The 24725-nt window shown below is 52.4% G+C and carries 24 protein-coding genes and 1 pseudogene; 9 read left to right on the top strand and 16 right to left on the bottom strand.

The window, feature by feature from the left end; translation table 11 throughout:
• Window positions 1–27 precede the first annotated feature (27 nt).
• The gene (locus BFP92_RS29505) at window positions 28–4329 is read right to left on the bottom strand and encodes an NACHT domain-containing protein (protein ID WP_065932191.1); all 4302 of its coding nucleotides are present in this window, start codon (window positions 4327–4329) and stop codon (window positions 28–30) included.
• A 653-nt stretch (window positions 4330–4982) separates the two neighbouring features.
• Here BFP92_RS29505 and BFP92_RS29500 point away from each other — a divergent pair.
• From BFP92_RS29500 to BFP92_RS29480, 5 genes are all read left to right on the top strand, one after another.
• Window positions 4983–5492, top strand: coding sequence for a hypothetical protein (locus BFP92_RS29500; RefSeq protein WP_056789418.1), 510 nt, complete (start codon window positions 4983–4985; stop codon window positions 5490–5492).
• 14 nt (window positions 5493–5506) lie between these two features.
• A complete protein-coding gene (locus BFP92_RS29495) occupies window positions 5507–6466 on the top strand; it encodes an MvdC/MvdD family ATP grasp protein (RefSeq protein WP_056789421.1) in 960 nt (319 codons plus the stop codon).
• Entirely contained in the window at window positions 6447–7133 is a 687-nt protein-coding gene (locus tag BFP92_RS29490; protein ID WP_056789424.1) for a hypothetical protein, read from the top strand. The genes BFP92_RS29495 and BFP92_RS29490 overlap by 20 nt, the downstream gene beginning before the upstream one ends.
• Window positions 7134–7219: 86 nt before the next feature.
• Window positions 7220–8758 (top strand): AAA family ATPase, encoded by a 1539-nt coding sequence (locus BFP92_RS29485; RefSeq protein ID WP_065932190.1) that lies wholly within the window; start codon window positions 7220–7222, stop codon window positions 8756–8758.
• Window positions 8755–9606 (top strand): HNH endonuclease, encoded by an 852-nt coding sequence (locus BFP92_RS29480; protein ID WP_223816869.1) that lies wholly within the window; start codon window positions 8755–8757, stop codon window positions 9604–9606. Before BFP92_RS29485 ends, BFP92_RS29480 begins: the two co-directional genes overlap by 4 nt.
• 74 nt (window positions 9607–9680) lie before the next feature.
• On the opposite strand, the gene BFP92_RS29475 is transcribed toward BFP92_RS29480, so the two are convergent.
• The gene (locus BFP92_RS29475; protein WP_230962027.1) at window positions 9681–10646 is read right to left on the bottom strand and encodes a hypothetical protein; all 966 of its coding nucleotides are present in this window, start codon (window positions 10644–10646) and stop codon (window positions 9681–9683) included.
• A 283-nt stretch (window positions 10647–10929) separates the two neighbouring features.
• Here BFP92_RS29475 and BFP92_RS29470 point away from each other — a divergent pair, with 283 nt between their 5' ends.
• Together BFP92_RS29470 and BFP92_RS29465 are read left to right on the top strand one after the other, a co-directional pair.
• The gene (locus BFP92_RS29470) at window positions 10930–11463 is read left to right on the top strand and encodes a 3'-5' exoribonuclease (protein ID WP_139114135.1); all 534 of its coding nucleotides are present in this window, start codon (window positions 10930–10932) and stop codon (window positions 11461–11463) included.
• The gene (locus BFP92_RS29465) at window positions 11456–11860 is read left to right on the top strand and encodes a hypothetical protein (RefSeq protein ID WP_056787054.1); all 405 of its coding nucleotides are present in this window, start codon (window positions 11456–11458) and stop codon (window positions 11858–11860) included. Before BFP92_RS29470 ends, BFP92_RS29465 begins: the two co-directional genes overlap by 8 nt.
• Before the next feature lie 58 nt (window positions 11861–11918).
• On the opposite strand, the gene BFP92_RS29460 is transcribed toward BFP92_RS29465, so the two are convergent.
• Complete coding sequence (locus BFP92_RS29460) at window positions 11919–12179, bottom strand: hypothetical protein (RefSeq protein ID WP_065932189.1); 261 nt, start codon at window positions 12177–12179, stop codon at window positions 11919–11921.
• A 153-nt stretch (window positions 12180–12332) separates the two neighbouring features.
• On the opposite strand from BFP92_RS29460, the gene BFP92_RS29455 reads away from it, so the two are divergent.
• Both BFP92_RS29455 and BFP92_RS29450 read left to right on the top strand, forming a co-directional pair.
• Window positions 12333–13154: a phosphodiester glycosidase family protein gene (locus tag BFP92_RS29455; RefSeq protein ID WP_065932188.1), complete on the top strand. Its 822-nt coding sequence runs from the start codon at window positions 12333–12335 to the stop codon at window positions 13152–13154.
• Window position 13155: 1 nt separating this feature from the next.
• Complete coding sequence (locus BFP92_RS29450) at window positions 13156–14067, top strand: hypothetical protein (protein WP_056787061.1); 912 nt, start codon at window positions 13156–13158, stop codon at window positions 14065–14067.
• 474 nt (window positions 14068–14541) lie between these two features.
• Here the strand turns inward: BFP92_RS29450 and BFP92_RS29440 are convergent, their stop codons facing one another.
• From BFP92_RS29440 to BFP92_RS29390, 13 genes and pseudogenes are all read right to left on the bottom strand, one after another.
• Window positions 14542–15144, bottom strand: coding sequence for a DUF262 domain-containing protein (locus BFP92_RS29440; RefSeq protein WP_065932187.1), 603 nt, complete (start codon window positions 15142–15144; stop codon window positions 14542–14544).
• A 512-nt stretch (window positions 15145–15656) separates the two neighbouring features.
• Window positions 15657–16115: a thiol-disulfide oxidoreductase DCC family protein gene (locus BFP92_RS29435; RefSeq protein WP_065932186.1), complete on the bottom strand. Its 459-nt coding sequence runs from the start codon at window positions 16113–16115 to the stop codon at window positions 15657–15659.
• Between the two features lie 13 nt (window positions 16116–16128).
• Window positions 16129–16592, bottom strand: a pseudogene (locus BFP92_RS30915) (endonuclease); the annotation flags it as partial.
• A complete protein-coding gene (locus BFP92_RS29430) occupies window positions 16591–17046 on the bottom strand; it encodes a hypothetical protein (protein ID WP_239694335.1) in 456 nt (151 codons plus the stop codon). The gene BFP92_RS29430 and the pseudogene BFP92_RS30915, both read right to left, overlap by 2 nt.
• 461 nt (window positions 17047–17507) lie before the next feature.
• Window positions 17508–17978, bottom strand: a complete 471-nt coding sequence (locus tag BFP92_RS31620) for a hypothetical protein (RefSeq protein WP_139114134.1) — start codon at window positions 17976–17978, stop codon at window positions 17508–17510.
• Window positions 17979–18167: 189 nt separating this feature from the next.
• On the bottom strand, window positions 18168–18713 hold the full coding sequence (locus BFP92_RS29425) for a tyrosine-type recombinase/integrase (RefSeq protein WP_065932185.1): 546 nt from the start codon (window positions 18711–18713) through the stop codon (window positions 18168–18170).
• Window positions 18714–19733: 1020 nt separating this feature from the next.
• Window positions 19734–20144 (bottom strand): VOC family protein, encoded by a 411-nt coding sequence (locus BFP92_RS30910; protein ID WP_083221822.1) that lies wholly within the window; start codon window positions 20142–20144, stop codon window positions 19734–19736.
• 217 nt (window positions 20145–20361) lie between these two features.
• The gene (locus BFP92_RS29420; protein WP_065932184.1) at window positions 20362–20688 is read right to left on the bottom strand and encodes a DUF2388 domain-containing protein; all 327 of its coding nucleotides are present in this window, start codon (window positions 20686–20688) and stop codon (window positions 20362–20364) included.
• A gap of 110 nt (window positions 20689–20798) precedes the next feature.
• A complete protein-coding gene (locus BFP92_RS30905; RefSeq protein WP_083221821.1) occupies window positions 20799–21230 on the bottom strand; it encodes a hypothetical protein in 432 nt (143 codons plus the stop codon).
• A gap of 144 nt (window positions 21231–21374) precedes the next feature.
• Window positions 21375–21593: a hypothetical protein gene (locus tag BFP92_RS32255; RefSeq protein WP_065932181.1), complete on the bottom strand. Its 219-nt coding sequence runs from the start codon at window positions 21591–21593 to the stop codon at window positions 21375–21377.
• 47 nt (window positions 21594–21640) lie between these two features.
• Window positions 21641–21982, bottom strand: coding sequence for a hypothetical protein (locus tag BFP92_RS29400; RefSeq protein ID WP_065932180.1), 342 nt, complete (start codon window positions 21980–21982; stop codon window positions 21641–21643).
• Between the two features lie 675 nt (window positions 21983–22657).
• Window positions 22658–24127, bottom strand: coding sequence for a serralysin family metalloprotease (locus BFP92_RS29395; RefSeq protein WP_275656410.1), 1470 nt, complete (start codon window positions 24125–24127; stop codon window positions 22658–22660).
• Between the two features lie 223 nt (window positions 24128–24350).
• Entirely contained in the window at window positions 24351–24716 is a 366-nt protein-coding gene (locus BFP92_RS29390) for a hypothetical protein (RefSeq protein ID WP_065932178.1), read from the bottom strand.
• Window positions 24717–24725 lie beyond the last annotated feature (9 nt).

The following is a 24725-nucleotide window of genomic DNA, read 5'->3' as shown; positions in this document are numbered from 1 at the left end:
CTGACTGTCTCTTCTTTACTACTGCCATCAGCCTTCGGTGCGTTTGGTAAGATCTATCCCGATCACCTGGACATCTTCGATGCTCGGGTACGACGCCGCCAAGTGTTCCCAGCGTTGTTGGAGCTTCGCGACGAGTTCGTTGAAGCTCCGAGCCAGAGTGCCGTCGCTCATCCGCCAGCTTTTTCTAGGTTTGATGCCATGGAAGACCAGCAGAAAAATACCGTAGTGAGATCTCGTGTCGCGCATGTAATCACCGCAAAGCTGATTTTCCAGGCGCTCCTCTAGATTGGGGCCTGTCCATTTATCTGCCAGCTTCAACTCAGTAGGTACTTGCCCGTCAAAAACTGCTCCGTGGAAGCGCAAGTCTGCACGCTTGGCATCTGCGAACTCTTCTTCCTGAGGAATCGAGTAACGGCTTTTCGCTCGATCTCTACACCAACCACCTATGAACTTGCGGATCTCGGTTTCTTGGCTCCTCGGCTTCAAGATAGAAGAAATACTCGAATCTCCGTCTTCCAGGTCATGTTTCAAATCCTTCAATTGCGAGACCGCAAGCTCCCAGAGATCTCGATGAGTTCTGGGCGTGCGTTCCTGACGATCATTGAAGTCTCTTACATCCTGCGGCGACCACGGAGGCATATCTGCATCAAGGGTGGCTTTCTCTTTCGCATGTGAGGCCAGCCATGGGCGAGACTTTGAGTTGGGATGGGAAACAGATATTTCCATGAGGGCCAGAAATGCCTCTTTTCCAGGAATCTCCCGAATCAATGCGAGAAGAGAGTTGCGGGCGTCTTGGGCATCGTCTCTAAGCTCCGGTGAGTACACCCCGGTATTTGCCCGGTCAATGTCGTCTCGCTCATGAATGTAGGTGTTCATAAGTAAGTACAAGGCCTTCAGGTGTTCTACTGTCCGGAATGCACCGCGTCCTGAACGGCGTTGTCGGCGGCTTCCCATCAGTGCCGTGATGAACAGCATTGCGAAGCGAGAACTGTCCCCCTCATTTGTGGAACTTAATTTCTTTGATAGGGCAGGAATAGCTTTCTGAGGGGCTACACCTGCCCACATAGCAAACCACACCGACGCGACTTCGGGATTCTTGGCCGAGGGGGCTTTTCTCGACCCGAGTGCTGCCAGAGTGGAGTCATCGAGCGCTGATCCTTGCAGAATGGTGGCGACTTGGCGAAGTCGGGCGACGTTCTTGGATGGAGATTTTAACCGCTTAATCAGGTGAGGTGAGATCCCGTCCCAGATCCACTGCCCGCTCCAGCTGATGTCGTACAGAACGTAATGACTATTTTCTGCAAGGGGCATTCTGGCCAGCTCGAAATCTATTTCTCCCAATAAGATACCGATTACCGGGTCTGGGTGCGCGCTGTAAATGCCCGGCAGCCAGCCCGGAAATCCATTGAGTTCATGCAACGCATATCGGGTCGCAAGCGCAGCACTCGTAGGGGATAAATCGTTTAGCCAATCAGGATTCGATCTGGCTTCAAATGATAGGCCTACCAAGCCGAGAATCACTGCGTACAGTGTTGAATTGGTCGCAGCACCTTCCGAGCGTAGCTGGGGTGTGTACTGCCTCCAATGCTTTACGGCGCCATCTCGAAATGCTGATGCGACCGACTCACCAAACTCAGGGACGAGGTCTTCCCAGTTCCGCTCATTCCAGTTGCCAGAGTGATTAGACACGTCCTGAAGCCTCTGGAGCAGGTAGAGCTGCTGGTTGGTGAGCTGCCCCGGTTCGGGCGGTGACCGCAGCAAGTCAACGTCTTTCTGCAGGCCTGCTGACCATTGTCGCTTGCGACCCTCGCGAACCATTTTATGGCGAGCAGACTTGAGCGCCCACTTCGCCTGCTGGGCTTTCCACTCGGGATCGTCTGGAGGAGGGTTGAGTAAAAAACCTAACATGATTGCCAACTCTGCTTGCTCTGAGCAGGCCTTGGTCATCTGCTCCAACATATAGGCGGGGGATTCGCTATCCCGATACAGGTTGAAGGCAAGACTGAGAGCGACCTTCCTGTTGTCGAGCGACTCTTTGGAGAAGACCCATTCACAGGCCACTCCAAAATCGGCTTCAGAGAAAGACCAAAGGTGACCGGAAACGTCGACTTGGTGGTGCAGCGTCAGCCCGTGTTTCAAGTATCCCTTGGAGCACATGTAATCGCGACTACGCTCAACACCGTACCAGAATAGCTTTTGATTCAGTTCCCCCCATTTGCTGATCTCGCTGCGCAAGTCAGCGGTGAGGTCTTTTGCGTCCAGCTCACCGGCGTCCCGCAAAATTGGTAGTTTCCGTAGCAGTGAAAGTGCCACGCAATCAATGGCGGACAAGTCTCGACATCTGATTAATGCGAGCAATAGAGCCGAAGCTGGAGTCGTAAGCCAACCGAAACGCTTTGATAATGTGCTTGGATATACCTCTTTGACAGGCGGAGTATCCATCAGCACGCTGAACTCTGTGAGCAAGCGAGTGAGCAGGTTTACCGGCCATTGGGCGACGAGGCCACTTAACGCCTGTGTCAGCGAGTCCACGTTGTACTTTTGTGCTGGGGCAACGCGCTTGATCGCCCCGATCAGCCAAGTGAAGGACTCATCAGTTGGCTCCAGCCATTCGATGAGTGCTGCAATCCAGTTTCGATCTGGCTCTTCATCCTCCTGAAGGATTGCAGAACGAATCTCCAGTCGATCCCGTGCAGATCCTATAGCTTTCAGTGCCCTGAAAGCGGCCATTCTTGAGTATTTCGACCTGGAAGTCAGAGCAAATCTCTTGGTCTGCTCAAGCGCTCCGACTACCTGGCCATGCCACACCATGATGAGCAGAAGCCAAGTGACATCTTCGTTATCGCTGTACTCGACAAGCAAACTATTGATTTCAGCTGCCAGCTCAGGCGAGGCAAACCGCTTAGCCGAATCAAAGCTGATAAGTGATCGGCCCTGGCCCGGCTCTTCTAACTGCTCACAGGCTTGACGTAGAATTTTGCTACGGGCATCTACAGGCAAACGGCTTGGATCACCCCCTTCGAAGATTACCTCGGGCGCTATTCGGCAAACACGTTCGAGTATAGGGGCATCAAGAATCGCCAGCCATGCGAGCACAGGGCGCATGAGCGGAACAATTACTTCCATCCCGTATTGGTTTCGGAAGAACAGCTCCTCAATTTGGCGACGTGATCCGTCGTGCGTCAACAGGTCGTGCAGCCATCTCGCAGTTAGATATTCCCTTACGGAGCGATGATGAAACCGGACTGTCCCGTAGTGAGCCTCATCAAAAAGCGGTCGCTCCAAAAGTGTCTGGCGTTCAGAGGTGCTCCATTCCGGAAGCACCTGTTCCAATGGAATCCCTTGATGATTGTACGCCCCGTCCGGGGTCTGGATTTTCGGCTCGTGACACAGCGTTGCTGCGGCTGCGACTAGCTTTGCGCCGTTAAATAGCATTGCTGGGGAGACAGTATTCCCGGCCAGTCGATCTTGATGGTGTTCCACTAAGCGCCGCTCGACGCTATTGACCATCAGCTCGTAGCGCGTACCGATTCTGTGATTGGCTTCCCAGTAGTCGATCAGCTCTTCAAGATCGAGTGGGCGCACCGTTAGAAACCAAGCGTCCATTTGATCGACCTGATCGAGGAATCTCTGATGGTCAGCGACGCCTCTTATGCGGACGAATTCGGCAACTTGCTGTTCGCTGAGATCTTCAATCGCCACGAATCGAAACGCCAGCAGTTCTTGATCCGCTGGCTTGGACGTGGTGAGTGCTTGGGCTGGAGTTTCCCCCTGGGACTCCCCAGCTTGATTTGTTGGGGGGCTATAAGGAAACGCTTCCTGACATAGCTGCAGGTCAGTTTTCACTTTCCACGCGCTTGTTCTGGCTGTGAGCGTGATATGCACCAGTTGTAAAGCAGGTTTCAGCTTCAGGCTCATCTTCTTGATGGCGCGCTCGAAATCCTTCGGATGTCGCAAGCGCGCTTCATCAATCGAATCAAGGAACAGCCAGCCTTCTTGACCGCTACCTACCCAAGCAAGAAATTCCCCATGAGTTCCCACCTCGAACGCAATGTCCATATCGTCCGATATGTATTCGATCCTTACAAAAAACGCGCACTTGCCTGCAGCCCTCATTTGTCGGGCTTTTTGTAGGATTTCTGTCGTTTTACCTGATCCAGCTTCCGATAGCAGGATCACTCTGTGCTCGTCTAGAACCTCAGGCCAGTGAAGGGGCTTCTTCCTTGCATCGAGGTGGAGGAGCTCTGAGTCGGCCTCATGTGCTGAGGTTCCTTTCAATTCAACAAACGTTCGCTCGATGGGAACGTAGTTATTACTGTGCGAGCGCATCAAAAATCCTTTTCCAAATTTGTGGTCGCGAGATGTGCTCAAATGTCGTCTTATTTACCAGTTGAAATCAATTGCTCTGAGGCCGTCTCTCATTTTCCGTGCTTGAACATTTTTCAGGGCGAGTATCTTTTGGGGAGTGCCGTCGGCTTGTAGTCAAATGTCCGTGAGGCTTGAAGCCTTCAGGTTCAAGCGAAGCGCGCAGGCGCGCGGATGGAAGCCCGGAGGGCTAAGACGCCGAATCTCAGCGTCTTAATTCACGACAGCCGGCCCCGGTAGCACGCGCACTCACTTTCCATAACTATTCAAAGGTATTTTAGCATCCGCTCCATAGTGTGATGCTCCCACATGCTAAGCAGAGCTACAGGGTCAGTACCGTATCGATCTCCCGAGTCGAACGACCAACGCAGTCCATCCGGGCTCACGCACCCTTCGCAGCATCACAGTCGTTGAAGATTGTAATACTCCACCCCTCAATGTCGACCACGAACATCCCTGCGTAGACCTCTTCCCTGACCGTCTTGAGGCGCTGCTTCCTCGGTAGCCTAGGCTAGTGATACGTATCATATAAGGTCACGTTTACCTCTGTGCTGGCCAGATGGTATTGTCAGACGGTTGTCGCCCTCCGCGACTTGCCGGCACGAGGAGAAGCCAGCTTGGGAGCTTTAGAAAATTTCTCTGGAACCTCGCCGTATCTCTCGAGATTCGCCACTCCAAGGACTGGGGAAGACAAAATCCCTGGTTATTACTCTTCAGAGCTCAATATGTGGGCGATTGACTCGCCAGCTGGGGCAATCCCCATCATCGCTGATGGAGCTCTGAATGAGCTCATGACCAAGACCAAAGTAAATGCCGAGCAAGATGATGAAGCCCCTTGGCAGGTCGAGTTGTTGACCAAAACCTATCAAAAGGTTGAGAGCGATGATGACGACCACATTCGCTTTCGAGGGCAATCTTCCGCTGATAGCTTTAGCCAGCCACTTAGTTTGGACTCCAGCAACAACCTGCTGCAGCTTGTGACCAAGACCGATGCGAATACAGAACGCGACGACCGGTGTGAGGCCAATCAAATTCTCGAGTTGATCACCAAGACGAATGTCGAGTTGGAGCGTGACGACAACGGCGATCCTACCTTCGGGCTTGATACTCGTTACTACACCGACTGACCTGGAAGAGTCTCATGTTGCTGCTGGTTACCAACCGTCGTGACATCACGATGGATTATGTTGTGTCAGAGCTCCGTCGACGTGGCCAGCCTTTCATGCGCTTGAATACAGAGATGCTCCCGCAGGCATTATGCTCGATGGCAGGATATCCGCGCGATGCATGGTCTATATCACTGGACGGTGAAACTGCCCACGGCGCGCAGATATCAGGAGCCTATTTTCGCAGGCCGGGAGCGCCGACTGTATCTGACCAAATAATTGATGCAGGAGAGCGGGCCTATATCGAGGCGGAGTGGAGTAGCTTTCTAAAAAGCTTGTATTCACGTTTGGAGGGGCGCTGGCTTAACTCACCTACCAAGATCTTCATGGCTGAAGACAAGCCAATGCAACTTCTCCTGGCTCAAGAAATTGGCTTCGATGTCCCTCAGGCATCTATAACGAACGACATCTCCTCGGCACGAGCCATTGCGGCAATCAGTCAGGCCATTGGTAAGCCGCTTCGCCAGGCTGTACTAACGGGTGAGACAGAGCGGGTTATCTTCACTTCTCGACTGGGTACGTTTGAGGATGATCAAGCCGAAGCTATCGCAATGACTCCCTTCATAGTCCAGTCTGAGGTGCTCAAGCAATACGATGTGCGGGTCACGGTAGTCGGTGAGCGTGTCTTTGCTACCGCAATCTGGTCTCAAGAGAATCCTGAAACCGAGATCGATTGGCGGCAGGGAAGTCGTCCTGACCTTCGTCATGAGAAAATCAGTCTTCCGGAATTGGTACGGAAACAGTGCGTAGAACTGGTACGTCGTCTTGGCTTGCGTTATGGGGCTATTGATTTGATAAGTGATCGGAAAGGAAAACTGTGGTTTTTGGAGATTAATCCTAATGGTCAGTGGGCTTGGATAGAAAACCTGACCGGGTATCCAATCGCCTCGGCAATCGTGGATGAGTTGATGGTGAATGCGATTGCCGAAATTTAAGGAGCGCCTCCAATGGTTGTGGCCGAGCCTCACCCCTCTGACATCAGAAGAGCAGGTCGAGGATGATGAGTGGGCGCGTCGGCTAGCTTCATCTGTCCAGGCGAGCAATTGGTCTAAGGACTGCGAGGTAGTGCTGGAAGAATCGCGTCGTCTGTTCGACGCAGAGGTTGACCGTCGTAAAGGAGCTGATGCTAAGGCGGGTATCTACCTGGCTGCGATCACTGCGCTGATTCCTGTTTTGGTCTCTCTACTGCCTACGCTGTGGAGTGACAAATCCAGCAAATGGTTGGGATGTCTTGGGTTACTCATTTTCGCCTGGGCTATAGCCTATTTGTTAAGGGCTGGAGCGTGGGCTTTCCGGACGTTACAGGTCGCGGGATTTGCTCAGCTGAGCCCTGGGGATTTGGTAAGGAGCTGGAACAAAAAGTCACCGAAGGCTGCCCTCGCGAAGCAGCTATCAAGCGCTGTGCTCTACAACTATCCTCTGGTGAACAGGAAGGTGACCGGTATCAAAATGACTCATGAATACCTTCTTCGGGCATTCTTGAGTTTCACCATCCTGTTGGTGTTACAAGTGATGTGGCCGGTAGGGGTATGGATTTCTGACGAGATACAGAAACTGATGAGCCCGACCCCGTCATCCTCATTGATCATGTGTTTTTCCTAAGTGACGGATCGCTCTGTTCACAAACATTATGTGAACCCACCATTTCAGACGGCGCTGGGTACATAGCCTAAAGGAGAGCAAGCAAAATGGATTTTTATGTGATTGGTAGGGATACGAAATTCCCTGATCGGGCTATGAATGCAACTTACCTGAAAATGGATCGATGGAACGACTTCCACTTCGTCACCATGTTTTACGCTGTGGCCTTCGACGAGGAAGGCGTACGCTATGAGCTTGAAAATCTAAAAATCGGATTCAAGGGGCAGGATACATCTACTTCCACGTACTCAAAGCTTCCCACGCACTTCACAGAGTTGCCAGATGATTTTTTCTCTCTAGGTAACAATGTCGAGTATTACACCAAAATCGCCCATATTCAGTCACCGTCTTTCAAATATGCTTATTTGACAGGTTTGAGAGATATCGTTGCCAACCCTGAGCTTGTTGAGCAAATCACAGGTGAGCCTGTTTTTTCGACGTCTTTACTGCGGGATGTAAGTCTTAGCAGCGTTAAAGAGCAGTTTGCCCGTGTACTGCAGGGAGGGGCTGTTCGTACGAACTACTCCTTCACGTTTGTTAAACAGAGTGATAGTGCTACTGCGGGCATAGAACTCGATTTTCAGGTTATAGCGGGCTCTACGCCACTTACCAACGTACATGCCTTGATTGGACGCAATGGTATCGGCAAAACTACCATTTTGAATGGCATGATAAACGCTATTAGTAATGGTCACTCTGGACTGGATGCTATTTTCCGGGTGAACCCTTGGGGCGGAGCAAAAGCGCCAATTGGTCAGGATTTTTTCAGTAGCGTTGTGCTTGTTTCTTTCAGCGCATTTGATCCATTCGACCCTCCGCCTGAACAGCCTGATCCGGCACTTGGCACCTGCTTCTACTACATTGGGCTAAAAGCGAAAGCCACGGACGGGCATGACCTGAAGCGACGTGAGGCACTGAAAGCTGAGTTTCTCGCCGGATTAAAGGCTTGCCTCAAAGATGCCTACAAGCGAAATCGCTGGAAACGAGCTATTGAAACTTTACAGTCTGATGAAAACTTTGCAGGTATGGGGTTTCTGGGGCTTCTATCGTTAAGCGGCGAGGAGTTTATTGCTACTTCAGAGTATCTTTTTTCAAATTTGAGCTCTGGGCACTCTATCGTTTTGCTGACAATCACAAAACTGGTTGAGCGGGTTGAGGAGAAGACGCTTGTGCTTCTGGACGAGCCGGAAAGTCATCTTCATCCGCCACTTTTGTCCGCTTTCATTAGAGCTTTGAGCGAGTTGCTATTGGAGCGGAACGGGGTCGCGATCATCGCAACTCATTCACCTGTTGTTCTCCAAGAAATTCCCTCCTCGTGCGTGTGGAAGATTAACCGCTCACATCTCGTCGCTGCAGCCCATCGCCCATCCATCGAAACCTTTGGTGAAAATGTAGGGATATTGACCCGAGAGGTCTTCGGACTGGAAGTTACAGCGTCTGGCTTTCACACCTTGTTAGCTTCTGCGGTAGACCAAGGTAAGGATTTTGACCAAATCTTTCTAGAGTTCAACCGGCAGTTAGGTTTGGAGGCTCAGGCGATACTCCGAGCGCTTCTTGCCGACCGAGACAATGGGGTCAAGTCATGAAGCGGCTACCTTGCCCGGACTACGCTCCAGAATACTCTTATGCCACCTGTGTATCGGCGATCCTCGACGAGCCGGAACGAACCCGGATGATGGCGGGGGTGAACGATATACGAGAAACGGCCATCGACTTCGTCGAGCGGGCCGCCGCCGGGGCAACCTGGGAACTGCCTCCTCTCGTTGTTGCGAAAGGTGAAGATCCGATTGTGGTCGGCGATATTCGCAAGAGCGAACTGGTCGCACTATATGAGTATTACATGGTGAGACGCCCCCTAGGTCGCGTCATTTACGATTCGATCTTAGTTGGAGCGGGGGATGAATGCCCAACCTGTGGGGGCATAGGTCATCCACGTACACTAGATCACTACCTCCCGAAAGCTAACTACCCAAAATTGGCGGTGCTTCCTCAAAATCTCATTCCCGCATGCCGGGATTGCAACACCGACAAGGGCAATCCGCTGATCGACCACGCTCACAAACAGCTAATCCACCCGTATTTTGATCAGCCTTGCTTCTTTGATCAAACGTGGATTAGCGCATCAGTCACGCATAGCCAGCCCAATGTAATCAGCTATGCAGCAACTCCTCCAGACACGTGGTCTGAAGTGGATCGTGAACGTGCCATAAATCATTTTGAGTTTTTCGGGATCGCGAAGCGCTACAGCATCGCCGCGAGTAGCGAGCTTATTTTTTTGCTGGATATGCACAGGAGCTATTTCCGCAACAGACCGGCTGAGGAGTTCTCGCAATATCTACGTTCGGCGGCTGAAAGCTCGAGTGTGTTCCCTAATCACTGGCGGAAGGTAATGTATTCCGCTTTGGCAGAGGATCCTTTGTTCTGCGCTCCCTAGATGTCAAGTTGTGCAATAGGGGGCGAATAGATTCCTTTTCAGACTGCTCTGCTGACTAGAACAGTTAAGGCTCCCTAATCCATTTCAAGCACGTACTGACAATGGGCACACAGCCTTTGCGATTGCATTTCATCAGTATCGTCATAAAGCTGGGTACCGCATTGCAGGCACTCGGGAGCTTTCGGGCCGTCCCCACAGATAGCGCAACATTGTTCCTCTACAACGTATGAATCACGTTCACAACGATCACAGAGATCCAAAGGGCCTTCACCGCCCTGGGTGGCGGCAATGTATAGGTCTGCGAAATATTTTCCAGTGAGCATGGAGTCAACCACGTCACCAAACTCAGAGGTGGCTTCGCACCTGGTGCAGTGAAAGGATGTTAGCGAGAGTGTTTCGACGTTGCCTGAAGCTTTCATGAGCTTTGCTCTGCACTCAGGGCAGCTCAAATGCTCTATTGCGCTTGCAAGAATGTCAGATGGCCAAGTGATCTGGCTGAGAGACTCCAGGCATGCCTTTCGCTCCCGCTCGTAGAAAGCTTCCTGCTCGGTCAGAAATGTCCAGGTGTCTGTGCCAAGCAGAGTCCCCGGGCTGATGCCTAAATGAGTGGGGACGAATTGCTGTATCAGGTGAAAGCAGTTGGCAACGGTTTCTAGCAATACCGACGTCGGACGGCTGCTGAAATAGTGCTCTATATCATTCCTGATGGTGGTGAGTGCTTCCAGCAGGTTCCACTCTACTCCATCAATCCCCAGGCTCTTGAGTCGCGTAATTATCGTGTGAACATCGACGGTCTTTTTACCGCTGCCAACCCAAACGACTTGGCCTGCAGTGCCCAAGGTAGGTGTCACTTTCTCTTTAAGGAGTGCCTCACCTGAACCGGGCGAGCTCATGGCCTGCAACTTGACCTTGAAGAGCAACAGGAGACCCGACGTCAAATTTCGAATGGATGAAAGGGCTCGGGCTTCATCGTGCTCCGCCGCCTTGAAGTCTTCTACCCCGAGTCGGATCGAAGCGACCGCGTTATCCTGCATTGACATCCTTTTCTCCCAGTTAATGCTTACCTGCTGACGGCAGATCGAAGCTACTTTTCCCTAGTCTCCGCTACTCATGTGTCGAGAAGCCATAAAATTTTATGGTCGTGAGGAGAAGCGCTGATGTGACAGACAGCGCTCAATCATCTTCCGGGGGCACCCCCTCGAAATGACGCTTTGAGCCCGTCCCTTGCTGTGAGTGCAGGCATAGACTCGTCAACGCAATCGGTTAAAGTCATAAAAGTAACCAGCCGGCTTTGATCGTTCTACCAAAGGTACACTGGCACGCATGAACCAGGTACTTACAGGGGAGGAGGGGATGAAGGTATTTTTGGACTGCGAATTCACTCAGCTTAACCGCGACACGAAGTTGATTTCGCTGGCACTCGTGTCCGAGGCCGGCCACGAATTCTACGTCGAGATCACAGATACCTACCAAGTGGCAGACTGCAGCGACTTCGTGATCCAGAACGTCCTGCCTCAGCTCAACCTCCCTGACCATGGGCAACCCCTGGTCGAAGCTCAAACCTCACTGCTCGCTTTCCTGAGCAACCTTGAAGGCCCGCTTGAGATTTGCTCGGACGCTCCGGACTGGGACTGGGATCTCTTCTGCCAATTGGCCTACGTAAATCATCGTTGGCCAGCTAACGTTGCCAATCGCGCGATCAACCTGATCCTGCTATTCAGACATCTCGAAGCGGATGATATCGGCAACGTGACGCTCCCGGAACTTCCCCATCACGCGCTGCTGGATGCTCGCCTCTTAGCCGACCTTTATCGTCGACTAACTGCCGGTTTAAATCGAGGCACTGAACATGGCTGATGATGATCTTCGTACGCGTGAGGCTGTCAGGCGCAAAGCACTCTGGACACTGTCGCACCTGATGCCAGGCGATCCGAAGGCTGCCGCGATTCTGGATGTTCTAGACGAAATTGACGACCAGGAACGGGTCGACTTAAAGCTGAGTCATCCAAGCCTCGATACCGATGCCGTCCGCAAAGCAGTCCAGATTGAGCGCCACCGTTCCAGTATCAACATTGTGGACGAGGCCAGTATTCCACAGCCGTGGCGTGAGCGTTTTCTACAAGCGAGCATCGGCTCGACGCGCCTGATCGATGGCCCATACGCCCATGATTGGGAAAAATTTCTGACTCAATGGCAGTCTGAAATGCTGCACTTGGATGCTCACATGTCTGCTAGCCGAGCGCATAAGCCATAAACATCTGGGGCACCTTCGATGGGCTTGAGGTTGATGGACTGATCGCCGACATCACGGGTCACCAGTTTCCCAAACGACCTGGCATCCATGTCGCCAGGGTAATGGGAGGTACAGAAACTGCGTGGGCAGCCAAGGATGCGTTTTCGATGCCGATGCGCTTTGTCAGGGCAGCGTACTGGTCGCTGATCAGCTTGTCGGCGCTGAAGAGCGCCTCCAGACGGGTCATCTCAGCACTGATCAATGCGAGCTGAGCATTCTCAAGCGGGACGTCCTGGCCGCGCTGCTGGCTTTGCAGATTGAGATGACGCAAAATGGCCACTAATTAGCCACGCTCGCATAGCACATAGCTTTCCCGGCTGTGGGCTGTGCGAAATGAGCACGCCTGGCGTACGTGGAATGGCTTGCGCGGTGATGCTCACGTCTGCGGTTCCTCTGTCGACGATTTGTGCGAATGAACGGGTGTATTTGGTAAATGAAATGGATGTCAGCGTTACTGCTTTGCTTCATGTCGGCCTTTTGTTTGTCCTCTGTATACGGCGCGAATCTCGTCTCAATTTTCGACCAAGAGCATGAAGTTTTCCACTGGCCACTTCCTCACGAGGGTGATGTCACCCTTCATCAATCAGGTGAATACCAGATTGTGGCGGTGTACATCCCAAACGATACCTCCACTCTCTCCGTTCATAAAATCGAGAAAAAGGGAACCGCAGAATCCCTTTACGCCCCGTTGGTGAAGAAGAACACCTTGGTGATCGCGAGTGGCGGTTTCTTTGGTTTCAAGTTAAACGGGAAAGAGCAGCCACTGGGCCTGGTTCGCTCCAATGGTAAGCGCTTGGTTAACCTGATTCCGTGGGATCACGGCGGTGTGCTGGTGTCTGACCAGAACGGACACGCGAAAGTCATACCAGCGTCAAACAGAAACCAAGCTGGCGCCTGGTCAGACGCCCTTCAGTCCAAACCCATCATCATCAACAGCGGCAAAGTCGACGTCGCCAAAAATCTGCGCGACGCAGAGTTCAATCGAGTGGCGATTGGCTTCACCCGCGAGGGAGATATCCTTCTCGTGGGGACATTTCAAACTTTCGGGCAAGCTGCCACGTTGGTCGATTTTGCAGAGGTCTACAAAAGGATCGCTGAAGATCGTGGCCTGCAGATTCACCGAGCGTTGGCTATGGATGGTGGGGCGGGTGCTCAAATTACTCTTCCAACGCTCAAGCGCAGATTCGGCGATACCGGACGCTCATATTTCCCCAACGCGATGAGGATTGATTCGAAGCTGGGTGGGATCAACTAGCATGCAGTGGATAAAAAAGGCTTGGGCAGGCCTATCGAAGACTGCGAAGTGGCTTGTGTTGGGCGTGCCAACCGCGACGGCAGCTATAACGGCGGCTGTACCCGTAATCGAACAAACGTCGAGCCTATGGAAGAGGGCTGAGGCCCGAGTAGAGATCATCGCCCCGGAGTCCGTACATGTCGGGGACGAATTCCCCGTCGACGTGCGTGTAGATTCTGTAGGTTCGGCAAAATCTATACCTGCTGGCACTGTAGAAATTCGTACCGATCAGAAGTACATCAAATTCACCCCATCACCGACGTTGGGTGTTCCTGCGATTGACGGCTCGACCCTGGTGCCTCTGACCACCAAGGTGAAGGCTCTCAAGGTGTCGGATGAGCCGGTGAGCCTCGTTGCTTACTATAGGTCTGGAGATGTCGAGGCGACTTCGGCGATTCGGAAGATTATGATCATCCCAGCGCTGGTGATGAATTATCCTCACTTCAATAAAAGCGACACGAACCGCGTGGATTTGTCCGGTGAGTGGAACATCGACTTTGGCGGCCAATCAGGAACGATGAATATCCGACAGGCAACCAACAGCAAGATATCCGGAACGTTCCGTTTGCCAGGGTACAAATGGAGTGCCGGTAGTGTCGAGGGCTACAAGGATGGTTCGACTTTCCGGGTCGTGTTTGTCCTCCCCAAATCCAAGCCTGAGCAGACGCTGCGGGTCGCTGGTGACTTCAGGCCAAATCCGCAAAATGCCTACATTGAGATTGTCGGCTGCGCTTACCATCTCAAGAAGTCCGGGAAGAGACACGCCAGCGTTGGTGGAGAAGGAGTGGATTGCACCAAACAAGTCTTCTTTGACCAGTGGGAAGTGGTGCAGGTGGCGCATTTCAACGCCAGCGCAAAATTTGTACCTGAGTGATCGCCAGCTAACCCCTAGGCCGGCTTCATGACTCTGCAGCACCTAGCGTATGATCTTGATGCTACCTCTTAACCAGGTCTCTATACCGCTCTCGGGCATCAAGGATCTGATCTCTGAGCTCTTCGGGGTCAATGCGCATGCCACCGCGAGGCGTGACCTGAAGCGTCTTTAAGCGGTTCGCAGCCTTGATGAATTCCCGTTCCTCTGCCTGAACCCACTCTGGGCGCTTGTCTTTCCAAAATAGCCAACCCATTTGCCCGGCCTCGTCTTTGATCGGATGCCAGCAGTATGTGGGAGCTGGAGGCAATGTCCAAGCAAGGAAGTGACCTCGGCTAGTATGCAAGCGGAGCGCGCTGGCCAGGATGGTCGAAGAGCGTAAGGATGGAAGCCCGAAGGGCCGAGACCCAGCGTAGCGGGGCTCGGTTTACGACAGCCGCTCCCGAAGGGATACGCCCGACCGCCTTGATTAAAAGGTTACCGAATAGCTCGTTGATCAAATGACCGAGGCACTACTCCCTGCGCGCAAAGATCGTATGTCCTGCGCAATGCCACCTCCTCACCAGACGAGACCCTGACATGGGTAAAGATCGTCGACAGAAAGCGTTTCCTTTCGCCGTTGCCAAGCTCAGACCAAATCCTTGGTTGTCCTTGTGCATCAGGAATCGCCAAACGGTCGAGGAGATACTCTTCCAGGCTGTGCAGACGTTGCTGGCCATCAATCAAAATTTCACTGTTTTCGGCCAATGCCCTGCCACCGCTCTCTGGCTCGTACCAGTCATTCGTGAGGTAGCTCCCCAGATCCCCGCCCGACCATACTGCAGAGATGAAGCGAGACTTCTGACCGATGTTCCATTCCAGCCCGCGCGACCAGGTTGGCACGGGCATGCCCATAACGAATCGCGCTGCCCATGGACAATGCTCATGAGCGGAGGAGGGATCTACGAGATACTTTTCCCAGTGGCCCACTAAGACCTCGATGGGACAATGACTGACGGTCGTGGGCAGAAGACGCTGCGGCATATGGATGTGTAGGTCTGATGTTCCGCCGTCGGCGTAGCGTTTAAAAAAGGAAGTCATGGTTTTCCTGGGGCGTTCAGATAAGGCGAAGTGTTCGATTCAGTACGGGTGCATCGCCAAGCGTCGACCGTCTCGATGATCAACAGATCTCGTTCGATAGAAACGTGGATCTGGTCGCTATCGACAAGCGCGTGCACATAGCCTTCGATGTAGGATGCTGCCTTATCGAATGCGGAAGGTGAGTCGGATGACTCAATGTAACTAATCAGTCGTTCCCAGGTTCTCCGCTGACGGTTGCCCAGGATCGTCTCGGGAAACGATATCGCTCCCCGCAGAATCTGAATGGATGAAGACATTGATTGGGTCAAGGCAGATTTCTCACCGTGTACATACAGTTGAAAACGGTGTGTTTTGGCGAAACTTGAGCTGAATGGAGGATTTTTGTGCAGATGCTGCAGAGACGCGAATGCTCTCTTCAGCAAAAGAAGGCATTCGTGTTGTATATAAAGCGGAAAACGAAAAGATCATGCGTTCGATCATATATCACCGACCCTGACGCCTGAATCTGACGTCTAGTGAACCACTGCGACGTTTGCTTTCAAAAAGCGCTTATCGTGATCTGCCGCTGGAAGGTGGGTGGAGTCGTACTGATCAAACAACCGATAGCGATTCACCGCGATTTTGTCGTACATCCAATCTCGCATTGCTGCTGGTACAACACGTGCAGCCGTGAGCCAGCGCCACGGGGCATTTAGGCGACCTAAAATCTCGAACATCGCCTCAGAACGTATGGACACCTTGTTGTTTGAGATGAGAACAATGGTGTTGAATTTGTCCTGCGGCAGTCCGGCCCACCTCAAAAGCTCTTGGCCCTCAGGCGACTGAACCGCAGCGAGCTGAATTCGGTGAGCCTTGTCATAGTGGATGATGAACCTAGCCCACCCGTTGCAGAGCTTGCATGTGCCATCGAAGAGAACTGCCGTGTCGCCCGATTGTAGGAACGGGGCAGGGGGTTCGGCTTCCAGAGTCATCGAGCCTGCTGTCTCATTTACAGTTACCCGCCTTTCGGTAGCCCGCAGATTTAGCAGCGGATTCTGAGTCGAAGGTTACCTGGTTCTTCGAGGACACCTTGTCGTAGCTTGGGCAACCTTCAGGTAGATGGTAAACGTGGCTTTTACTATTGCCAATGATGTACCCGGCTGACTCAGAGCGTGATGCGGTTGTTGTTTTTGGTGATTGCGCCGACTTTGCCGTAATGCCGATGACCACTCCGTCACCCACCGGCTTATAGCCTTGAGTCCAACTCCGTTCTTTAGTCACGAAAGGATTGGGATGCCCCATAATCGCGGTGATACGGTTATTTCGCTCCTTTTCCCAAGGCGTAACTGGAAATTGCTTGTCCCATGCCATTAGAAGCCGTTGCTGCTGGCGAGACATATTAAGGTTGTACCGGTCGAACATGTAGAAGGTTGTCCTTGCTACCGATCCTTCACCTTGTCTCGCGGTTCAGTCGCACGCCTTGGCCGACTGGCGCCACGAATCCAAGTCATCATCCAACAGGTCTGGCTCATCTCTCTGCTGCTCTGAGGCGGCGTCCGCTTCCTCGGCAGGAGGCGGCCCGAAGATATTTTCAGGCGACCAGTCATCTTTGAAAAGGAACATATCACGCGTAAATTCAGCGATTCCGACTTCGCTGTCGTCCAGGATGTCACGAGCAAAATGTCTGAAAATCCTGCCTCCATCAAAGCCACGTCCGGCATCCGTATCTTTGATTAGAAGGACAGTCCAATTCTCATACCATGCGCCGGCAGCAATTTTCGCCCAGGCGAGGTGAAACAACTTATAAGTCTCGCCGACAAGCACAGAGTCATACACCACGACAAGCATCCCTTTGGACGCATGCAAAAGCTTCACGGGGGAGAGAACTGCCAAGGTAATAGACTGCTCGATCAAATCGATCACCCTTGTGTCAGGTTGTCCTTCCCAGAGCACTACGAATCTCTGAATGCACACGACCTCGAGTGGCATGCAGTCAACAGCCGAATAACTGCTTTGTAGAAAAAATCGTGTACGCGCCCTCACCATCATCGTTGTGAGGCTGCTCATGTTCTGTATAAAGCCAACGGGAATAAATCATGTCGGATACCGTTTTGGCGAAGGATTTTCAATTTATATGTGGGGCGTCACTGTGGCGCGCCGAGACATCGATTGGTAATGGCTGGAAGTTAGCGGCAGAATTTGCTGTGGCATTTTGATGCTTTATCATTGGTATAGCGTCTAAAGAAACGAGGGAATGGTTTTCCCAGAAGCTACCGATAGTTCGAGGTGCTTGAGTCAAGAAGAGTGCGGCTAGGAACGTCTGCCGTGTCGACGATCCGCAAGATTTCGTTTTATGAAAATATCGATCTAGCCTTCTACAATTCTCAGTCCAAAGCTTTTTCAAATTTAAGGCTTTGAAGTCTCATTGGTAGAACTTCAGTAGGGCACCAATCAAGCGCAGCAGAGATGCATAAATGCCAGATCACCATTTGGATGCGGAGAACATCTTCCGTGGGGTGCCGCCACATCAGCTTGCGTGGTTTCAGAATTGATTGGAGAGTATTGACAACCCCTCTCGGGTAGCGCCCGCGACCGTCTCTGTCCGCAACTACAGCGAATGCGAAACAACCGCAATCTTGGTAGCTGTCCGAAATCTTTCTTAAACGATTTCTAAGCTCTTTCTTGCTAATTCTAGAGGCAACAATCCACCAGATTAACTCAACGTCTTCAAGATCGATCCATTCGGGCGGTATATCACAGTTGTTTTCATATTGCTCAAATGGAAGCAGGTTGGTTGGATTCAGTCTCCCTCGTGACGGCTGTCCGAAAGTTAAATCAACTTGTTGGTTGTTCATTCATTTCTTCTTAGTTAAGGCGTAGGCGTAACAGGGCTATGAGGTGCGAAAGACGCCATTTTTTGGGGTGTGGGCAATTGACTAACTTGTCAGGTGTCTTTCGGCAAGAATTTCGGGTAGGTAAGCCCCACTAAAGACTATTCCTTAAGCTTAAAAGCTTGACCCGGTCTAGCCCTTTCACTGTTCGTATTAGTTTTGCGGCGGGCGCTTGTTGATAGCGTAGTGATGGGTCATGTTCCGGCTGATTGTGCCCATGGCAGGATTGAAACGCTTGAATACCTGCATCGCCGCTTCTGCGTTAGCTATAATTACCGAACGACGTACGACGTGTGGCGAGCGTCCACCATGGCTTACGTTCGCAGCCTTCAGCCAGCTCACAAGCTTCTTACGAAGTTCTTCAGGCTTCATCGGAGAGTTTGAAACTGAGCCGCTGGGAAAAATGTAGTCGTTCTTTGAGCTGTTCCTCAGGTTCAGTATCTCTACTGCAAGATCTATGTCTTGCTTTGGCAGTGAAACTGCTCTGAAGTTTACTGTTTTCTCGACTCCAAGCACTAAGTCTCGCGATTTGATCGGCAAATATTCGCTGGGCCTCATGCCTGTGAGCATTAGGGAGAAAAGTAACCGGTCTGTAAGCGAGCCTTTCTGTTCGAGAGTTTCTTTTATTTGCATCAGCTCACCTCGACTAAAAGGCCTGGTCGCTTTGCTTTGCATATCTTCTTTTGTTTGACTCATCATCAGTAACCGTCATGAGAGGGCTGCCATTTAAGAGGAGTGGCTGCGCTGATGTCAAGGTATTTTTGCACTTTTCTCGGCGTGTGGTAATCTTTTAACAGTATATTAAAAGTAGACTCTTAATTTGATTTTGTAGTTTCTAGAAAGTTTCTGGTACGGCTTTTTTTATTGGCTTTTCGGTATAGTTCTAGTGGCGGGGACTTTATTTTTTTGCTTAAGTTTTAAGTGTTGTTGCTGCTCAGCGATTACCTCGAATGCAATTGATTAAAAGTTTGTTGATGGCTTTTGCTTTTGAATTGAGTGGCGGTCAACAATTTATATTTATAGCGGAGGCCGGTTATCCATTGTGCGAGTTTCCGTAAAAGACCGACGCCGAAATTACAAAATGTGGGGTTAGCGATTGCAGAGCATGAGTGGTGACTTGAGTAGTGTTTCGGTAGATCAAGTCCTTGGTGAGGTTACGATGCGGTGGGCAGCCGGTGAGCATAGAGTTTCACAATGCTGATCCTCCAACTCTGGGAGCCGCCTCCTCATGCGAGCGCGCTCTGAGACTGCAAAGTACCGCAACTGATCGTCAGACCGAACCGGGTGGCGGGCTTGGCTCAGGTATTTTGTCCTGAGTTTCTCCCCTCGTTAAGGTGCAACGCTTAACATGCAACGAGTTGCACCTTTGCAAACTTTGGGGCGACGACGGGCTACGGTAATATTTCATTGGCAGAGGGCCCGGATTCATTGATGTTGACTAAGGTGCAGCTTAAAGCTATCGTAATGGCTCTTGAGGAGGTATTGGGTTGAACCTTATATAAGAGTTCGAATCCCTGGTTTCCCGCCAAGATTTACACAAAAGCCCCGCGATTGCGGGGCTTTTGCGTTTCTGGGGTTTGGCTGGACGTCGGCTCAGAGACTGAACGTTTCTGCATCATTCCGGGCGGATATCATCGAGCTGGATCTGGCGAGTGCTGGCTGGCAGCACCCCATCGCCTTTCTTTTTGGCGGGCTTCAAGCGAAGACGGTGAGCGGCGCCTATCCCGCCACATGCAAATCTCCACGATGAGCGATGTGCACCTTGTTGCCATCTGGATCACGCAGGTACGCACCGTAGTAGCCGTCACCATAGTGGGGGCGTTGGCCAGGCTCACCTTCATCGGATCCACCTGCAAGAAGCCCAGCTGCATAGGCGCTATCTACCGCACTTGTAGAGGGTGCAGTGAAAGCCACCATGCTGCCATTCCCTGCTTCGGCCTCATTGCGGTCATAGGGGTTGTACACATAAAAGCGAGGGAGAGCGTTATCTGGCTTGATCCAGCATGCCGAAGGTGGCCCGCCATCAGGGGTTACAGGCCGACGGCAGAGCCCCAAGGGGATCAGCACCGCGTCATAGAAGCTAGACGCCTTATCAAGATCGTTTGTCCCAACGGTTACGTGACTGAACATCCTGTATTCCTGCTTACGAAGGCGAGGCGTTATCGTGTCATTTTGACGGTGGGCGTGTATAGCGGTCGTCGGATAAGACGTCGAGGGTGAGTCTCGGCTCTCCAAATCGCAGACAAAGAAAAGCCCGCGATGGGGATTAGCGGGCTTAAAGGGATGTTCTCTAGGAGCTGGGGTAACCCTAAGCGCCCGAGTGTGAAAGGGATGTGAAAGGTTGCGCTCAGTAGGACGCCGCGATGGCCTTGGCCAGTTGCATATCGGACATGAGCGGTGACCTGTAACTCAATCGATAGTGTCGGCAGGCTTGCTCAAACTGTGCTCCGCGAATCTCGCCGTCCGAACCTATGAACGTCAGTGCGTCAGTCTTGGCTGACTTGAATATCTTTGGCGGCTCGGTGGTGAGGGATGTGGTTGCCCCAATTAAAATGGTTGGCAAGGAGATGGTGATGAATATTCCTGCAGCGACAGGGTTGACGTTGTCGCCTGATACGGCCTGTGTGCTGACCGATGCCAGTAAGGCGATTGCCAGAGTCTTCCATGAATTCATACTTCGATGCTTCCACTGCGATCAGAGCGGGCCACGATAGCAGAGCAGGGCGCCTGCCATAAACAAGAAGCCCGGCGCTGGGCCGGGCTTCGATGAAACAGCGTCAGAACCTAACGATGCTTGTTCTTGTGTTTATGCTTGTTGTTGCCTTTGTGCTTTCTGCCATCGGATCGATGATTGCTTTCATCGTCCGCCAGGTTGTTTCCCAGCGCGCCACCCGCCGCGCCGCCGAGACCTGCACCGATCGTCGAGCCGGTTGTACCGCCGAGGCGATTACCAATCAATGAGCCACCCGCGCCGCCGATTCCTCCACCCAATGCAGCTTCCGCTCTATTGCCTCTTTGAGCACCGACAGCACTGCCGGCAGCACCACCTACGCCTGCGCCTACCGCCGCACCCGTCGAGCCGCCAAGCTGTTGACCTACGATGTTGCCAAGTGCACCACCAACGCCGCCTCCAAGGCCGGCTGTGCCATCTCCGGCAGCCATCGCTCCTTGCGCAATGAGAACGCCCAAAAACAGGACGGGCAGTGTCATTTTCATTTTGTGAACCTCTATGGGTTGTCAGCAGGCGCTCACGGTTTAAAGCACGCCTGGCATTGGGACTAGGACAAAAGTTTGAAGTTCTTTGCGGGCGGTGCCTGCAGGTGAATAGTTGTAACAAGATATAAGCGTACCGCCTTCACCTCATCCTCGCACCCCATAGAAGTGGTTCAGCACTGTCAGCTCAACCACCACCACAATGGCGCACAACGCAATGAAGCCAGGGCTGAAGACTCGCTTACGATTGGACGCGCCTGCATCCAACCAGCCTGTGTCGCCAGCGTCAGGAATGGCCATAAGCAGCGTCAGCCAGGCAATGACCCCAACCCTGCTCCAAAAGCTCTGATTTCGCCATGCTGTCATGCGTTAAGTGTTATCCCTGAATGCCACCGCCAGTCCACTTTGGGCGTCTACGGCTCGTGATACAAGAACATTCCCTTCTCGTTACTTTCATCGGCAGCGCTGAGCGCTCGAGCCGCCAAGGCCATCGTTTCACGGTATTTAAAGTGATACCGGGGAGGGAGCACAAGCACGCTTGTCCACGAGGGGTCGCCTTCTATCGCCAGCGGTAGATTATGGCAAATCAGCTGATTCTCATCAGATCTACTGCCCAGCGCGGCTCTTAATTCCGTGGTCAGCTCCGATGCGCCGGGGCGGGTGTAGTAGTTAGCCAGCACCAGACCATAGGCCTTCAGCGCGCCTAAAATCTCACCTTGGTCTGACTCATCATTCAGCACAGCTACCACTGGCATATCGCACTCCTTGCAATGTAGATTTAAGACTCTCGACCGCCGAATGGGTGTCGGCGTTACTGGAACGCCATCCATGCTGGATGGGCCCACAAGCCAATGACAAGTTTTCTGACGCAGAGATCACACTTACATACCAAGAGTCGGCATGATTACCCGGCCACACTCTATGAGTTGGCCGGCTGTTACTTGAAGTTCACGGGTTGGTTTCGCTGCATACCCGGCAAGGAAGCCGGCGGCGACAAGCGCAATGCACAGTAAGGTGTTTCTCAGGATCATGCTGGGCGCTCGCTAACTGATTGATGTAAAAGCAAGCAGCACTGCTTCCGGATTTTGCAAAAGGTTCCTGATGTTCCCGCTCATTGAGCTAGGGTAATCACCAGCACTGTCGACCAGGGACTGATCGCCAGGTACAGGCCATTGCACACTGAGAGCACTGAACTACTCTGATTAGAGCCGTCTGATTAGAGCCGTCTGATTCGAGGCGTTCGTATTGCGTTCATCTGACTTTTGATAGGGCACCATGGATAAGCGGCTCGCAGGTCTATCATTTCTGCTTACCCTCGGATGGGTTGCCACTGTGATAGCGGTAATGTGGTACTTCTACGACAATTAGTCTAAAGGCCAGAATCCACTTCTGGCTCCTCAGAACGCGGCGCCGAAGCGCCGCGCTTTACATCACGCCACGATGTCGCTGATGGCCGCCTGGCCCACGGTGGTGACGAGGAAATCGGCCACGCCGTGCCCGGAGAAGTCCACCGCCAAGGTGCCCAGGTTGGTATCCGAGGCATAGCTCAGCACCGCATCGCCGGTATGCCCGGTGAATGCATTGACGAAGCTCAAGCCTGCACCTTTGGTAATGCCCGACAGGTCGATCTTGTCCGAACCCGAGGTAAAGTCAAAAATCCTGTCTGCAGCCCCTGGCCTGGAGTCGGAACTGGCACCATACACAAAGGTGTCGTTGCCGGCGCCGCCCCGCAGTTGGTCCGCACCGCCACCGCCGTAGATGATGTCGTCGCCGGCACCGCCTTTGATGATGTTGGCTGTGTTGTTGCCGATAATCAGGTCGTTGCCTGCGCCACCCAAAGCGTTCTCGAGGGTAACGCCCTTGGCGATGGACACGTTACCCACAAGGCCGCCGACGTCGGAGAACGCGCCCTCAGTCAGGTTGATCTTCTGGTTCTGGGTAAAACCGGAGAAGTCCAGGGTGTCGTTGCCGCCACCGTCCCATACCGAGAACACCAGCTTGTCGGCATTGGAGGTGGCGCTGTAGAAATCCCGCCCGGTATTGGAGTTGAACCCGTAAGTAGTGTCGCCGGCGCGGGTGGCGTAGTTGGCGCCGTAGAGCTTCTGGATCGCAGCAATGTCGTCGATCAGCGGGCCCGCTGCATAGGCTTCGCCACCGCCTTTACTGAAGTTTTGATGGGTGTTGCTCTCGTTCCAGTAACTCATCACGGAGTAGCCGTGTGTATCTTCGGCATATTTCGCATCCGAATAGGACGGCTGACCCACGCTGGCATCGTAGGCGCCTGGGTGTTGCAGGCCAAGCGTGTGGCCCATTTCATGGGTTAGCGTTTGACGGCCGTAATTGCCATTCGCTGGCGTTAAATTTTCCTGGTAGCTTTTATTGGTATAAAACAGTGCGTCACTGTTTCCGCTATTGTTTGGGTAGAACGCGAAAGCCGACCGGGCACCGCCATGCTGCAGATCATTACTATAGTTGCCCAAGGATATATGGGCGTCGCCTCCGCTGTTAGATTCACGGAATGAGATATTGGCGACGTCTGACCAGGATTGAAACGAAAGGGCTGCCTGGGACTTTTGTTGTGCGTTGAAAGCGGCGAAGCCGGAAACTTTCTCGGCGGCGTAAGATTTACTTTCTGAGGTCAGAAAGCTGTAGGTGAAATTGTATTTGCCGTTATGGTCATTGTCGCCCCAATAGTAACCACCTCGGGTTATTTCATCCGCTGCCTGCGTAATGGTGTAAGACGGCTTTCCATTTATATAAAAACCTCCTCGATCATAAGCGTGTGAAAAACTCTGGAGGCTTTGGTAATCTTCACTTGTTTGGAAGCTTGCCGAAGAGGTAGTTGGATTAACAAGATTTTTCGTTGAGACAGTCATAAGTTTACATTCCTTCGTGTCCATTGAGCGTGGAGTGCTATAGGCTTATCACGTGTTCGCTGTTTTCTTGTTGTGTTGGTCTTTATAAAGGAGTTATGCGTTTAGTGTTATTTAAAATTAAATAGAATATATAACGTATTGAAATATCCTTAAATATTTTGAGAGCCTCAGTTTTGTGAGAGGTCGACGACCCTGGAGTGGACGCTCCATTAGATAAATATGAGCGGGTGGCAATAACTTCCAGCGCTTACTTGTAAGCCTCAGGAAACCAGCGTTGTGCCAACTTCACCTTGATTACCAGGTTCTCTTTGGACTTCTGGCATTCGAGTGCTCGCTGCTCAGCGCTCGGGATAGCCGGCCAATTGCGTTCCCCTCGGGAGACGACTTGTTCATAGCCTTCATCGTATTCCGCGCTAGGCCCAGCAATCAGCTTGGATGCCTTTACGTAATCGGCAACAAGATCGGCGGGCAGCGTCCCGCAGGTAAATTGCGCCCGGGAGTACATCAGGCCATCGCTGGCCCCAAGTACCTTCCCGTCACCAGGTTGGGTGGCTGCAAAGGATAGCGTGGGGTGGGCAAGCAACATAACGACCAGCAAGGTGCGTCCGTTCATTTGAAATAT

Source organism: Pseudomonas sp. 58 R 3 (genome assembly GCF_900006605.1).
Taxonomy (GTDB): Bacteria; Pseudomonadota; Gammaproteobacteria; order Pseudomonadales; family Pseudomonadaceae; genus Aquipseudomonas; species Aquipseudomonas salomonii.
This window is presented reverse-complemented; position numbering and strand designations above follow the sequence as displayed.

Bases quoted from the DNA above. Each gene is read 5' to 3' on its own strand.
- BFP92_RS29505 (WP_065932191.1), bottom strand. From the start codon at position 4,329: ATGCGCTCGCACAGTAATAACTACGTTCCCATCGAGCGAACGTTTGTT.
- BFP92_RS29495 (WP_056789421.1), top strand. From the start codon at position 5,507: ATGTTGCTGCTGGTTACCAACCGTCGTGACATCACGATGGATTATGTT.
- BFP92_RS29490 (WP_056789424.1), top strand. From the start codon at position 6,447: ATGCGATTGCCGAAATTTAAGGAGCGCCTCCAATGGTTGTGGCCGAGC.
- BFP92_RS29485 (WP_065932190.1), top strand. From the start codon at position 7,220: ATGGATTTTTATGTGATTGGTAGGGATACGAAATTCCCTGATCGGGCT.
- BFP92_RS29480 (WP_223816869.1), top strand. From the start codon at position 8,755: ATGAAGCGGCTACCTTGCCCGGACTACGCTCCAGAATACTCTTATGCC.
- BFP92_RS29475 (WP_230962027.1), bottom strand. From the start codon at position 10,646: ATGTCAATGCAGGATAACGCGGTCGCTTCGATCCGACTCGGGGTAGAA.
- BFP92_RS29470 (WP_139114135.1), top strand. From the start codon at position 10,930: ATGAACCAGGTACTTACAGGGGAGGAGGGGATGAAGGTATTTTTGGAC.
- BFP92_RS29465 (WP_056787054.1), top strand. From the start codon at position 11,456: ATGGCTGATGATGATCTTCGTACGCGTGAGGCTGTCAGGCGCAAAGCA.
- BFP92_RS29455 (WP_065932188.1), top strand. From the start codon at position 12,333: ATGAAATGGATGTCAGCGTTACTGCTTTGCTTCATGTCGGCCTTTTGT.
- BFP92_RS29450 (WP_056787061.1), top strand. From the start codon at position 13,156: ATGCAGTGGATAAAAAAGGCTTGGGCAGGCCTATCGAAGACTGCGAAG.
- BFP92_RS29440 (WP_065932187.1), bottom strand. From the start codon at position 15,144: ATGACTTCCTTTTTTAAACGCTACGCCGACGGCGGAACATCAGACCTA.
- BFP92_RS29435 (WP_065932186.1), bottom strand. From the start codon at position 16,115: ATGACTCTGGAAGCCGAACCCCCTGCCCCGTTCCTACAATCGGGCGAC.
- BFP92_RS31620 (WP_139114134.1), bottom strand. From the start codon at position 17,978: ATGAACAACCAACAAGTTGATTTAACTTTCGGACAGCCGTCACGAGGG.
- BFP92_RS29425 (WP_065932185.1), bottom strand. From the start codon at position 18,713: ATGATGAGTCAAACAAAAGAAGATATGCAAAGCAAAGCGACCAGGCCT.
- BFP92_RS30910 (WP_083221822.1), bottom strand. From the start codon at position 20,144: ATGTTCAGTCACGTAACCGTTGGGACAAACGATCTTGATAAGGCGTCT.
- BFP92_RS29420 (WP_065932184.1), bottom strand. From the start codon at position 20,688: ATGAATTCATGGAAGACTCTGGCAATCGCCTTACTGGCATCGGTCAGC.
- BFP92_RS30905 (WP_083221821.1), bottom strand. From the start codon at position 21,230: ATGAAAATGACACTGCCCGTCCTGTTTTTGGGCGTTCTCATTGCGCAA.
- BFP92_RS32255 (WP_065932181.1), bottom strand. From the start codon at position 21,593: ATGACAGCATGGCGAAATCAGAGCTTTTGGAGCAGGGTTGGGGTCATT.
- BFP92_RS29400 (WP_065932180.1), bottom strand. From the start codon at position 21,982: ATGCCAGTGGTAGCTGTGCTGAATGATGAGTCAGACCAAGGTGAGATT.
- BFP92_RS29395 (WP_275656410.1), bottom strand. From the start codon at position 24,127: ATGGACACGAAGGAATGTAAACTTATGACTGTCTCAACGAAAAATCTT.
- BFP92_RS29390 (WP_065932178.1), bottom strand. From the start codon at position 24,716: ATGAACGGACGCACCTTGCTGGTCGTTATGTTGCTTGCCCACCCCACG.